Origin of the sequence: Thioalkalivibrio sp. AKL6 (genome assembly GCF_000376905.1) — a bacterium.
Taxonomy (GTDB): Bacteria; Pseudomonadota; Gammaproteobacteria; order Ectothiorhodospirales; family Ectothiorhodospiraceae; genus Thioalkalivibrio; species Thioalkalivibrio versutus.
Genome location: NZ_AQXS01000009.1, coordinates 363,244 through 375,606, shown reverse-complemented (window position 1 = coordinate 375,606; position 12,363 = coordinate 363,244). Strand labels below are relative to the sequence as shown.

General features: G+C 66.1%; 13 protein-coding genes. 7 read left to right on the top strand and 6 right to left on the bottom strand.

Annotated elements, in window-relative coordinates:
- Window positions 1–41: 41 nt before the first annotated feature.
- From D575_RS0107025 to D575_RS0107005, 5 genes are all read right to left on the bottom strand, one after another.
- A complete protein-coding gene (locus tag D575_RS0107025; RefSeq protein ID WP_018145213.1) occupies window positions 42–551 on the bottom strand; it encodes a thioredoxin fold domain-containing protein in 510 nt (169 codons plus the stop codon).
- Window positions 552–752: 201 nt separating this feature from the next.
- Window positions 753–1,394 carry an OmpA family protein gene (locus tag D575_RS0107020; RefSeq protein WP_018145212.1) on the bottom strand — a complete coding sequence of 214 codons (642 nt, stop codon included), beginning with the start codon at window positions 1,392–1,394 and terminating at the stop codon, window positions 753–755.
- 449 nt (window positions 1,395–1,843) lie between these two features.
- Window positions 1,844–3,508: a chaperonin GroEL gene (groL, locus tag D575_RS0107015; protein WP_018145211.1), complete on the bottom strand. Its 1,665-nt coding sequence runs from the start codon at window positions 3,506–3,508 to the stop codon at window positions 1,844–1,846.
- Between the two features lie 51 nt (window positions 3,509–3,559).
- On the bottom strand, window positions 3,560–3,850 hold the full coding sequence (gene groES, locus D575_RS0107010; RefSeq protein WP_018145210.1) for a co-chaperone GroES: 291 nt from the start codon (window positions 3,848–3,850) through the stop codon (window positions 3,560–3,562).
- Between the two features lie 152 nt (window positions 3,851–4,002).
- Entirely contained in the window at window positions 4,003–4,485 is a 483-nt protein-coding gene (locus D575_RS0107005; protein WP_018145209.1) for an FxsA family protein, read from the bottom strand.
- A 208-nt stretch (window positions 4,486–4,693) separates the two neighbouring features.
- Here D575_RS0107005 and D575_RS0107000 point away from each other — a divergent pair, with 208 nt between their 5' ends.
- From D575_RS0107000 to ubiA, 7 genes are all read left to right on the top strand, one after another.
- On the top strand, window positions 4,694–5,233 hold the full coding sequence (locus D575_RS0107000) for a thioredoxin family protein (protein WP_018145208.1): 540 nt from the start codon (window positions 4,694–4,696) through the stop codon (window positions 5,231–5,233).
- A 36-nt stretch (window positions 5,234–5,269) separates the two neighbouring features.
- Window positions 5,270–6,646, top strand: a complete 1,377-nt coding sequence (locus D575_RS0106995; protein ID WP_018145207.1) for a TolC family protein — start codon at window positions 5,270–5,272, stop codon at window positions 6,644–6,646.
- A 38-nt stretch (window positions 6,647–6,684) separates the two neighbouring features.
- Complete coding sequence (locus tag D575_RS0106990) at window positions 6,685–7,482, top strand: efflux RND transporter periplasmic adaptor subunit (RefSeq protein ID WP_018145206.1); 798 nt, start codon at window positions 6,685–6,687, stop codon at window positions 7,480–7,482.
- A 3-nt stretch (window positions 7,483–7,485) separates the two neighbouring features.
- Window positions 7,486–7,827: a divalent-cation tolerance protein CutA gene (cutA, locus tag D575_RS0106985; RefSeq protein WP_018145205.1), complete on the top strand. Its 342-nt coding sequence runs from the start codon at window positions 7,486–7,488 to the stop codon at window positions 7,825–7,827.
- Complete coding sequence (dsbD, locus tag D575_RS0106980) at window positions 7,815–10,133, top strand: protein-disulfide reductase DsbD (protein WP_018145204.1); 2,319 nt, start codon at window positions 7,815–7,817, stop codon at window positions 10,131–10,133. The genes cutA and dsbD overlap by 13 nt, the downstream gene beginning before the upstream one ends.
- Entirely contained in the window at window positions 10,130–10,696 is a 567-nt protein-coding gene (locus D575_RS0106975; protein WP_018145203.1) for a redoxin domain-containing protein, read from the top strand. Before dsbD ends, D575_RS0106975 begins: the two co-directional genes overlap by 4 nt.
- Window positions 10,697–10,760: 64 nt before the next feature.
- Entirely contained in the window at window positions 10,761–11,630 is an 870-nt protein-coding gene (ubiA, locus tag D575_RS0106970) for a 4-hydroxybenzoate octaprenyltransferase (protein WP_018175637.1), read from the top strand.
- Window positions 11,631–11,649: 19 nt separating this feature from the next.
- Here ubiA and D575_RS0106965 read toward each other — a convergent pair whose 3' ends face one another.
- The gene (locus D575_RS0106965) at window positions 11,650–12,204 is read right to left on the bottom strand and encodes a ComF family protein (RefSeq protein ID WP_018145201.1); all 555 of its coding nucleotides are present in this window, start codon (window positions 12,202–12,204) and stop codon (window positions 11,650–11,652) included.
- Window positions 12,205–12,363: the final 159 nt, after the last annotated feature.

Here is a 12,363-nt window from a genome sequence, read left to right as displayed (position 1 = left end):
CGAACGTGCGATTCAATCAGCGTCTCCCTAGGATCGCGCGGCTAGCTCGAGGTATCGCGAGCGCCGTTGCGTGCGGCGTCGATACGTACCCGGATCTGGCTGCGGTAGAGCTGTTCGTTGGGGATGCCCACCAGGGGACGCCCGACCGGCTGGCCCTCGGCATCGAACGCCATGATCGTCGGCACCACCCGCACGCCGTAGGCACGACCCAGCTCACTGCCCAGCTTGGTCGTGCCGTCGAAATCGCGCACCTCTTCGCGATCCAGCATGACCTTGCGGATATTCACACCCTCGAGGGCCGGGTCCGCGGTCATCGGGCCGAGATAGCGCTGCTCGGCACGATCACAGTACGGGCAGCTAGTCGACGCGAACATGATCACGGTCGCCTTGCCATCGCCCTGGGTGTTCAGCGCCTGGAGGTCCGTTGCGCGTTCGACGCCGCCCGCCGCGACCGCAGTAGCCAGCAGCATGCCGACCAACAAGGCACCGGAGCGCAGAAGTATCGGGCCGAACGGGGAGCGGGGAAGGTTCGTATTGAGGGTCATGGTCATCGTGGATCCTTGGGTGTTTGGAACCAGTCTAGGGCCGCCACATTAACGCAGGCTGAAGGGCCAGCAACCGCGCCCCCGCCTCCGGACGGCCCGAAGGTCCGCCGAAGGGCGCCCGCGAGTTGCCCACAAAAAAGGCCCCGCCGGAGCGGGGCCTGATTCCAACTCGCCGGCGAACCGGCGGTCAGGGTCTTGCCGGCGACCTTAGTTGGCGCGCTGGCGCACGTCGGAGGTCACTTCCACGCGGCGGTTGGCTTCGCGGCCTTCCTGGGTGGAGTTGTCGGCGGTCGGGCGGTCTTCACCGTAGCCGACGGTGCGGATGTCGCTTTCACGCACGCCTTCGCTGGCCAGGAAGTCGGTGACTGCCTGGGCACGACGCTCGGACAGGCCCTGGTTGTAGTCGGCCGGGCCGATGGTGCAGGTGTGGCCTTCGACCAGCACCGAGCTGTACTCGGCGTCGTCGGAGGTCAGGCTGCGGGCCAGATCACGCAGGGCGGAACGACCTTCGGAACGCAGATCAGCGCTGTCGAAGTCGAACAGGGCCTGGGCGCTCAGCGTGGTGGTGGTGAATTCCGGCTCCGGCTCCGGCGCCGGGGCGGCGGCGGGCTCGGGCGCGGGGGCCTCGGCGGTTTCTTCGATGTAGCCCGCGCAATGCGGGAACTTCACGTTTTCTTCCGTCCAGGAGCGCGTACGCACGCATTCACCGGAGCGATCGACCACAACCTTGCCGCTACGGTCGGTCACGTTGGCGGCCGGCGGTTCCTGCGCCACAACCTGCCCGGCGGCGCCGAGCACCAGCGAGGCCACGGAAGCGGCCAGAAGATTCTTAACGAGCTTATGATTCATTGCAAAGCCTCCTTGTAAAAACAATAGACGTCGGACCCGGGTTGAACCGCGCGACCACCATGGTACGCGCCGCGACCGCAATCCAAAGCAGCGAGCTCCTTGCGCCAAGCCCCCTACAGTACCCTGATAGTGGCACACAAGTTCGGGTTTTGCACGCATCGGAACGCAAATTATGTGTCGACATCACAACATCGTCACATTCCGTAAATTTCCGAATATCCAGTGACTTTCGACTGCCCTGTTTCGATATTGCAACAGACAGAACCCGAATCGCACAGAGACATTCCGGCAAGCTGTACTCCGGAAGACACACAACCCTGCTAAGGGTTCCTGAAACCGCGGATTTGGCACCCGAACTCGGACCCCAGGAAACGGTACCGGTCAGACAAAAAGACCCCGCCGAAGCGGGGTCCCTAGGTACATCAACGATGCACGGGTAAAGCGGCGAATTACATCATGCCGCCCATGCCACCCATGCCGCCCATGCCACCCATACCGCCCATGTCGTCGCCACCGGCGCCGCCACCGTCATCCTTCTTCGGGATGTCGGCAATCATGGCCTCGGTGGTGATCAGCAGGGCAGCGACCGATGCGGCGTTCTGCAGCGCGGAACGGGTCACCTTGGTCGGGTCCAGGATGCCCATGTCGATCATGTCGCCGAACTCGCCGCTTGCGGCGTTGTAGCCGTAGTTGCCCTTGCCTTCCAGGACCTGGTTGAGGACCACGGACGGCTCGTCACCGGAGTTGAAGACGATCTGGCGCAGCGGCTCTTCCATCGCACGACGGCAGATGTTGATACCGGCGGTCTGCTCGTCGTTGTCACCCTTGAGCTTGGTGATCGCGGCGCAGGCACGCAGCAGGGCCACGCCACCGCCGGGGACCACGCCTTCTTCCACCGCCGCACGCGTGGCATGCAGGGCGTCTTCGACGCGGGCCTTCTTCTCTTTCATTTCGATCTCGGTGGCAGCACCGACCTTGATCACGGCCACACCGCCGGCCAGCTTGGCCACGCGTTCCTGCAGCTTTTCCTTGTCGTAGTCGGAGCTCGCTTCCTCGATCTGCGCACGGATCTGGTCGACGCGGCCCTTGATGTCCTTGTTGGACCCCATGCCGTCGATGATCGTGGTGTTCTCCTTGGTCACCTGCACCTTCTTGGCGCGACCCAGGTCTTCCACCGTGGTCTTCTCCAGCGACAGGCCAACCTCTTCCGAGATCACCTGGCCACCGGTCAGCACGGCGATGTCCTGCAGCATGGCCTTGCGGCGATCACCGAAGCCCGGGGCCTTCACGGCGGCGACCTTGACGATGCCGCGCATGGAGTTGACGACCAGGGTCGCCAGGGCTTCGCCTTCGATGTCCTCGGCGATGATCAGCAGCGGCTTGTTGGCCTTGGCCACGCCTTCGAGGATCGGCAGCAGATCACGGATGTTCGCGATTTTCTTGTCGAACAGCAGGATGTAGGCATCCTCCAGCTCGGCACTCATGTTCTGCTGGTTGTTGATGAAGTAGGGCGACAGGTAGCCGCGATCGAACTGCATGCCTTCGACGACATCCAGCTCGTTTTCCAGCGAGGAGCCTTCCTCGACGGTGATCACGCCTTCCTTGCCGACCTTGTCCATCGCATCGGCAATGATCTCGCCGATCGCGGTGTCGGAGTTCGCGGAGATCGAGCCCACCTGGGCGATCGCCTTGTGCTCGGTGCACGGCTTGGAGAGCTTCTTCAGCTCCTCGGTGGCGGCCTTCACGGCCTTGTCGATGCCGCGCTTGAGGTCCATCGGGTTCATGCCGGCGGTGACGGCCTTCATGCCCTCGCGGACGATGGACTGGGCCAGCACGGTCGCGGTGGTAGTGCCGTCACCGGCGGTGTCGGAAGTCTGCGAGGAGACTTCCTTGACCAGCTGGGCGCCCATGTTCTCGAACTTGTCTTCCAGCTCGATTTCCTTGGCCACGGACACGCCGTCCTTGGTCACGGTCGGGGCACCAAAGGCCTTGTCCAGGACCACGTTGCGGCCCTTCGGACCGAGGGTGACCTTCACGGCGTTGGCCAGGGTGTTCACGCCCTTGGCCATGCGGGTACGGGCGTCGGTACCAAAGCGTACTTCTTTAGAGCTCATGATTCGTTCTACTCCTGAAAATTCGTGTTAGACGGTCGCGGTTCGGGGCGTTCAGCCCTCGATGACGGCCATGATGTCGTCTTCGCGCATCACGAGGACTTCGTTGCCATCGACCTTGACCTCGGTGCCGGAGTACTTGCCGAACAGGACCGTGTCACCAGCCTTCACGTCCAGGGGACGGGCTTCGCCGTTGTCCAGGATCTTGCCGTTGCCTACTGCAACCACTTCGCCACGGATCGGCTTCTCGGCCGCGGAATCCGGGATCACGATGCCGCCGGGGGTGGTGCGTTCTTCTTCCATACGCTTCACGATGACTCGATCGTGCAAAGGACGCAGGTTCATGGCGCGAACTCCTTATTAGAATGTCTCAAACAGGAAAATTGGTTTGTCGGGCAGGCACCCTGTTAGCACCCACCCCTGACGAGTGCTAATAATAGGGGCACACAAGGGCGAGTCAAGAGCGCGCGTTACGAAAGCGGGGCCAGAAACGTGAATCAGCGACGGTCGTCGTGGTCCAGCCGATCGTCGGGCGTCTCGGGGCGGTCGTCGTGGTGGCGGAATTCGCCCTCGATGGTACCGCCGCCCGGCGGCCCACCAGGGCCGCCGGTGCGCGTGCGGACCATGCCGCGGCGCAGGATGCCGGCGGCCGCCCAGCGCCGCAGCGGCGGAATCAACAGCACGAAGCCGGCGGCATCGGTAAAGAACCCCGGCAGCAACAGCAGCACGGCGGCCGACATCAGCAGCCAGCCCTCGACCAGCCCGCGCGCCGGAACCTCCCCCCGCGCCAGGCTTTGTTGCAGCCGCCGCCAATGGTAGAAGCCCTGCAATCGGAACAACATCAGCCCGGCCGCCGCCGTGACGATCACCAGCACCACCGTCATCAGGGCGCCCACGGCATCGCCCACCCAGGCGAAGCCGAAGATCTCGAGCAGCACCAGACCGAGAAAGACAAACAGGGGAAAGAGGGGGTTGCGCATCGAAGGGGTTCCGCAGATCAGGCCTGTTTATTGGAACATGCGCCCCGGGTGGTGTCGATTGGAACCTCGCTGATACGTGGACACTCCAATATCAAGAGCGCCCGCGGGGGCCCGCCTCCGTTGTCCTTGCACGGCAAAGGGAATTAAGCCAGTCTCCTGCACGTCATTGGTGCATACGGCTATCTACATATTCGGAGAGTGACGGCTCATGTTGCGTAATCCAATCCTGATGCTGGCCCTGCTGGCCTTCCTTGTCCCCGCTCTGGCAACCGCCGCGGTCGAAGACCCGCGCGATCCGACACACCACTTCTTCGACCCGACCTTCGGCGAGTTCCCCGAAGAGCTGGAAGACGCGCGCGCGGCCGGCAAGAAAGGCATCCTGATCTTTTTCGAGATGGCCGACTGCCCGTTCTGCCACCGCATGAAAAACCAGGTACTGAACCAGCCCGAGGTCCAGGAATACTTCAGCGAACACTTCCGGGTGTTCAGCGTCGATGTCGAGGGCGCCATCGAGATCGTCACCTTCGAGGGCGAGACCAAAACCCAGATGGACTGGGCCACCCGCGACTACCGGGTACGCGCCACACCGGTGTTCCAGTTCTTCAACCTCGAGGGCGAACCGATCGCCCGCTTCACCGGGGCCACCCGCGACTCCCGCGAATTCCTGCAGCTGGGCGAGTTTGTCGCCGAGGGGCATTACAAGGACCAGAACTTCACGCGCTTCAAGCGCGAGCAAGACGGTCGCTAAACCCATCTTCTTGCCACTCCCGAGGATCGACGCCTGATGTCGCCGATGCACCCCCGCTCGTCCTGCACCGGACGCCGGCGGCCCCTGGCTCGCCTGCTACTGACCAGTCTTCTCCTGTGGCCCCTGGCCGGGCCGGCGACCGCCCAGGAAGCCGGCGGCGCAACCGGCCTCGGCCCGCTGCCCAACCCGATGCGGGTGGGTGACGCCCTGGAACGAGTCGACGCCCTGCACCCCCGGGTGCGTCAGGCGCGCGCCGACCGCGAACAGGCCCGCGCCGCCCTGGAGGCGACTCGTGCCGAGCGTGATGCGCGCGTGGATGCGCAGCTCGAGGCTCGCTGGATCGAGCCCAACGACCTGATTGCCGACCGCAGCCGCAACGACTCCCGCGCCTCCATCGTCGCACGCAAGCTGCTGAGCGATTTCGGGCAGTCGCATGCGCGCGAATCCGCAGGCGAACAGCGCCTCGAGGCCGCCCGCCAGCAAGAGGAACTGACCCACGCCCGTCACCGCATCCACGTCCTCGAGCGCTACTTCGAGGTGCTGCTGGCAGATCTCGCCTTCGCCCGCGACACCGAGGCCATGGCCGCCGCCTACGTATCCAAGGAACGGGCCGAGGAGCGCAACCAGCGCGGTCAGGTCTCGGACATCGAGGTCTTCCGCCTGGAATCCGAGTACCAGACCCTGCGCGTGCAACGTACCCGCGCCCTGCAGGACCAGGCCCGCACCCGGGCCGCGCTGGCCGAAGCCCTGAACCGCCCGGACCGGCGCGTGCGTACCGTACTCGCCCCCATGCTGCCCCTGGATCTGCCCGAACTGCCCGAACTGGATGCGCTGCTCGCCGAACTGGATAACACCAGTCCGCGCCTGATGGCCGAGCGCCGCCACGTCGAGGCCGCCAGCCGCGAGGTGGCGGCCTCGCGCGCGCAGCGGCGCCCGCGCCTGTATGCCGAGGCCGAATCCGGCTGGTGGCACCGCGACCTGGGCGGCAGCGATCGCAACCCGTTCGCCGCCGGCCTGGTCCTGGAAATCCCGCTGTACGAAGGCCGCCGCCACGACAGTCGGGTCGGGCAGGCCGTCGCCGCCCGCCATCGAGCCGAGGCCGAGCTGGGCGAGGCCCGCATCGAGGCGCGCAACCGCCTGCGCGAGCTGTACGACGAGATCCGCGCACTACGAACCCAGCGCGACGAGGCCGCCTGGCGCATGGACTACCGTGAGCTGTACATCGACCGCGCGCGCTACCTGTACGACATCGAGGACCAGGCCGACCTGGGCGACTCGATGGTCCAGCAAAGCGCAGCGGCGCACTTCAATGCAAGCACCGAATTCCAACTGGCCCTGGCCTACGAGCGCCTGGCCCTGCTGAGCGGGCGCGACGAGCTGAGCCCGTTCCGCGCCACGGACGAAAACCCTTGAGCCGCCCAACCGCCGGCGACCGGACGGGAGACCTGACCATGCCCCGCGTATTCCATGTCCCATCCCTACTGACCACCGGCGGCCTGCTGGCCCTGCTCGCCCTGGCACCCATGCCTCTACTGGCCGAGGAAGGCTTCGCGGCCCAACTCGACTGGGGTGAGCGCCACCGCATTACTGCCCCGATCGCGGGCCGCATCGAGGCAATCGAAGCCCGCGCCGGCGACCGGGTCGAGGCCGACGATGTCCTGTTCCGGCTGGATACCCGGCGCAGCGATGCCGACCTGCGCGCCGCCCGCGCGACCATGGAACGCCTGCAGATGGAGCTGGACGAAGCCGAGCGCGAGCGCGACAAGGCCGAGGATCTCTACGACCAGACCCTGATCGCCGCCCGCGAACTGGAGTTGGCGCGTATCGATTACGCGACCGTCGCGGCCCGCCTGGCCGAGGCCCGCGCCCAGCGCGACCGCATCCGCGCCGATCTCGAGGACGCGACCATCCGCGCCCCGGCCAGCGGGCGCCTGGTGCGCATCGACGCCAATACGGGGCAGTACGTCAATCCGGCGTTGCTACCGCCGGTCCTGGCGATCCTTGGCACGACCGACCCGATGCGCGCCGTGGCCACCGTCCCGGCCGCCACCGCCGCCGACCTGGAACCCGGGGAGACCGTTACGGTCGTAGTCGGCGACCAGCGTCTTTCCGGCACCATTGCGACCATCGGCTGGGAGCCGACCGGCGAAGAGCCCGAGCGGGGTTACCGCGTCGAGGTCGAATTCTCGCCGGCGGACGACACACCACTGCGCCCGGGTCAGCCCGCACGGATCGAACGGGATTCCTGATACATGAGCAATGAGCAATCGCCATCCAGCGCCCGCGCCTGGCTGGTCATTACCACACTCGACGACCCGGACACGGCTGACAGCCTGGCCGGCACCCTGGTGAAACAGGGTCTGGCCGCGTGCGTGCATATCCTCCCGCCCGGACGCTCGGTCTACATGTGGAAAGGGAATATCGAAATCGACTCCGAAGTCACTCTACTGATCAAGACCGCGCCTGCGCGCCTGAACGATCTTCAGACGCAGCTGGCTGAACAACACCCCTACGACACACCCGAGATCATCGCCCTGCCGATTGAACGCGGGCTGCCCGATTACCTGGACTGGATAACGCAATGCACCTCATGAATCCGCGCACCTGGCTGGCAACCCTGCTGGTCGCACTCCTGCTGGCCCCGGGACTGACGCACGCCCTCTTCGAGGACGACCTGCTGGACCCGGATGACGCCTTCGCCCTGAGCGCCGAGGCGATCGACGCCGACACGGTACGGCTGACCTGGGACATCGCGGACGAGTACTACATGTACCGCGAGCAGTTCGACTTCACCCCGGAAAGCGACGGGCTGGAACTGGGCGAGGCCGAGATCCCGGACGGCGAGGTCAAGGAGGACGAATTCTTCGGGCGCGTCGAGACCTATCGCGGCCAGGTTCAGGTGGAGCTGCCGATCAAGGCGGCCGACAGCACCAGCATCGAGCTGACCGCGCGCTCGCAGGGCTGCGCGGACCTGGGCGTGTGCTACCCGCCGCACTTCCAGACCGTATCCATCGAGCTGCCCGGCCTGCCAAGCGGCAATGGCGAGACCCGCGCGGACGAAGATGCCGGGGAAGAACGCAGCGCGCTGGGTGACCTGGGCAACCTGTCCGGCGACCTGGGCGCCGCCGATGACCTGCTGGAACCGGAGAAGGCCTTTGCCGCCTCGCTGGAGGCGATCAGCCAGAACGCGGCGATCCTGCGCTTCGACATTGCCGAGGGATACTATCTCTATCGTGAGCAGCTCGATGTGCGCATCGCCGAGGGCGATGGCATCGAGCTGGGGCCGGTCAACCCACCGGACGGTGAGCTCCAGGAAGACGAGTTCTTTGGCGAGAGCCAGGTCTACCGGGGCCAGGTCGAGATCCTGGTTCCGGTCCTGCGCGACGCGGATGACGTCTCCGACATCACCCTAGCGATCGACTACCAGGGCTGCGCCGACGCCGGCGTGTGCTACCCGCCGCTGACCCAGGAGGTCTCGGTCTCCTTTGCTGCCGATCTGGCCGCCGAGGCCGACACCGACGCCCTGCCGGAAACCGGCGACGGGGCTGCGGAAGACGACGAGGCCGCGGCACCGGTCACCCAGCAGGACCGCATCGCGGCCCAGCTGGCAGACGGCCAGATCTGGCTGGTGGCCCTGGCCTTCTTCGGCTTCGGGCTGCTGCTGACCTTCACCCCCTGCGTGTTCCCGATGATCCCGATCCTGTCGAACATCATCATCGGACAGAAGAACCTGACCACACGCAAGGCATTCCTGATCTCGCTGGTGTTCGTGCTGGCCATGGCGCTGACCTACACCATCGCCGGCGTATTCGCGGGCCTGGCGGGTGCCAACCTGCAGGCGGCCTTCCAGAACCCCTGGATTATCGGGACCTTCGTGGCCATCTTCATCGCGCTGGCGATGTCGATGTTCGGCTTCTACGAATTGCAGATGCCGGCCGGCGTGCAGAGCAAGCTTTCGCAGATCAGCAACAAGCAGGAAGGCGGCACCTACGTCGGCGCCGGCATCATGGGCTTCCTTTCCGCCCTGATCGTCGGCCCCTGCGTGACCGCACCGCTGATCGGGGCGCTGCTCTACATCAGCCACACTGGCGATGCCGTGCTGGGCGGGATCGCGCTGTTCGCGCTGAGCATGGGCATGGGTGCTCCGCTGCTGGTCATCGGCACCTCCGCCGGGCGCCTGCTACCGAAGGCCGGTCCCTGGATGGATACCATCAAGGCGGTGTTCGGGGTCGGCCTGCTGGCCATCGGCATCTGGCTGCTCGAACGGGTGATCCCGGGCGAGGTCGCGATGTTCCTGTGGGCGATCCTGCTGATCGTGACCGCCGTCTACATGGGCGCGCTGCGGACCCTGCCGGAGAATGCCTCCGGCTGGTACAGCCTGTGGAAGGGCCTGGGTGTGGTGATCCTGATCTACGGCATGCTGCTGATGCTCGGCGCGGCGACCGGCGGCAAGGACATCTTCCGCCCGCTGGCCACGTTCAACCAGCCCGCGGTGACGTCCACCGGCGAGCAGTCCGGGCCGACCGAGATGGCGTTCACCTACGTCGACAGCCTGGAGGACGTGGAACGCGAAGTCGCACGGGCCCGCGAAAACGGTCAGTCCGTGTTCCTCGACTTCTACGCCGACTGGTGCGTGGACTGCGTGCGGCTGGACCGCACCACCTTCCAGGACCCGCGTGTGCTCCGAGCGATGGGCGACGTGCACCTCCTGAAGGCCGACGTGACCGACAACACCTCCGAGCACCGCGACCTGATGCGTCAGTTCAATCTGTTCGGGCCGCCGGCCATGATCTTCTATGACCGCGACGGCAACGAGCTGCGCAACTACCGCAACGTCGGCTACCTGAATGCCGACCGCTTCCTGGCACACGTGGAAAGCGCCATCGGGGTGACGCCATGAAAAACCGCAAGCACACACTCGCAGGGGTGGTGGTCGCCACGGCCAGCGCCCTGATCCTGACCGCCTGTGGTGACCCGGAACCCGAGATGGACGCCGGGGCAACCTCTGCCAACGCGGCCACCGAGGTCGCCGCCGAGGAGACCCAGGGCAATCAACGCATCGACTTCACCTTGCCCGACCTCTCCGGTGAAGAACGCCAGTTCAGTGAGTGGGACGGCGACCTGATCGTGCTGAACTTCTGGGCCACCTGGTGCCCGCCCTGCAAGAAGGAGATGCCGCTGTTCCAGGACACCTTTGATGCCAACCAGGAGGATGGCTTTACCATCGTCGCGGTCGCCGTGGACGAGCAAACAGCCACGCAGCATTTCGTCGACGATTTCGGCATCGAATTCCCGGTACTGATCGGCCAGGACGACGCGGTCACGATCGGCCGGGAATACGGCAACCGCATCGGCGCCCTGCCCTACACCGTCCTGATCGACCGCGAAGGCACCATCCTCGACACCCATCGTGGCGAGGTGGAACCGGCCGACCTGGACGAATGGCTGGAGGCGCACCTGTAGCGCCCCCCGACGCCGGAGCGACACCCGGCGCCCTGGCGCCGCAAGGCTGGTAAGCTTGGCCGCCATGACCGAGCGCGAACGCCTGTGGGAACTCGCCCGCCTGATCCGGCTGGATCGCCCGGTGGGCATCTACCTGTTGCTGTGGCCCACCTTCTGGGCCCTGTGGGTGGCGGCCGAGGGCTGGCCGCCGGCCTACCTGATCTTCATCTTTGCCGCCGGCGTGGTGCTGATGCGCTCGGCGGGCTGCGCGATCAACGACTACGCCGACCGCGACTTCGACAGCCATGTGGCGCGCACCCGCGACCGACCGCTGGCGCTCGGCACCATCACCCCACGCGAGGCGCTGGGTACCTTCGTGGCCCTCAGCGTGGTCGCCTTCGTCCTGGTGCTGTTCACCAATGGGCTGACCATCCTGTATTCCCTGGTGGCGGTGGCACTGGCCGGCACCTACCCGTTCTCCAAGCGCTTCCACCACTTCCCGCAGGTCCATCTCGGCGCCGCCTTTGCCTGGGCCGTGCCCATGGCGTTCACCGCCGTGACCGGCGAGCACCCGCCCGAAGTGGCCTGGCTGTTGTTCGTAACCGTGCTGGCGTGGACGGTGGTGTATGACACCTTCTATGGCATGGTGGATCGCGAAGACGACCTGAAGATCGGGGTGAAATCCACGGCCATCGCCTTCGGCGAACTCGACCGCCTGATCACCGGCGGGCTGCAGGTGCTCGTGTGGCTGGGGCTTTATCTCGTCGGCCAGCACGCCGATTTCGGTGGCTACTACACCGCCGGGCTCGTGGTGGTGGCAATGCTGATGTTCTACCAGCAGTTCCTGATCTTCGAACGCGAACCCGCCGACTGTCTGCGCGCCTTCAAAAACAACCACTACCTGGGCGCCGTCATCCTTCTGGCGATGATCGCCGACCACCACCTGGGGGCCTGAATCCCGCGCCCGCACACCCTCAGGCGCGCGCGAGGACCAGTCCCTCCACCCGTGCGGCACCCTCGCGGCGCAGCACTTCGGCCAGTGCGGCCAGCGTCGCGCCCGTGGTCGCCACGTCATCCACCACCAGCACATGCTGCCCGGCGAGGCTCGAACCGTCCCAGGCAAACGCACCGTGGACATTGCTCCGCCGCGCCTTGCGACCCAGCGCCTGTTGCGACTCGGTCGCGCGGATGCGCCGCAGTCCGCGGGTATCCAGCGGGACATCCAGCACCCCCGCCACACGCCGCGCCAGGTAGTCCGACTGATTGAAACCCCGCTCGCGCAGCCGCCTGCCATGCAGCGGCACGGGGAGCACCCGATCGGGCGGATCGCCGTTCTCGCCCACCAGACGGCCCGCCACCTGCTCCGCCAGGGCCGCGAGGATGCGTTCGGCCCGTGCATTGGCGCCGTGCTTGTAGGCCAGGATCAGCTGATCCAGCGGCCAGGCATAGGCCCAGCCGGCATGCAGTGCATCCAGGACCGGCGCTCGGCGGATGCAAGCCGGGCACACTCCGGCGACCGGAAGGGGCAACGCACAGGTGGGGCAGGGGTGCTCGAGCGGCGCAAGATCCGCCCGGCAATCCGCGCAGATCGCCGGACCGGGGGCCAGGCACAGTCCGCACTGACCGGGGTACAGGGCCTCCCCCAGCCAGTCGACGCAGGCCGCAGCCCGGGCCCTCAAGCGCGCGGC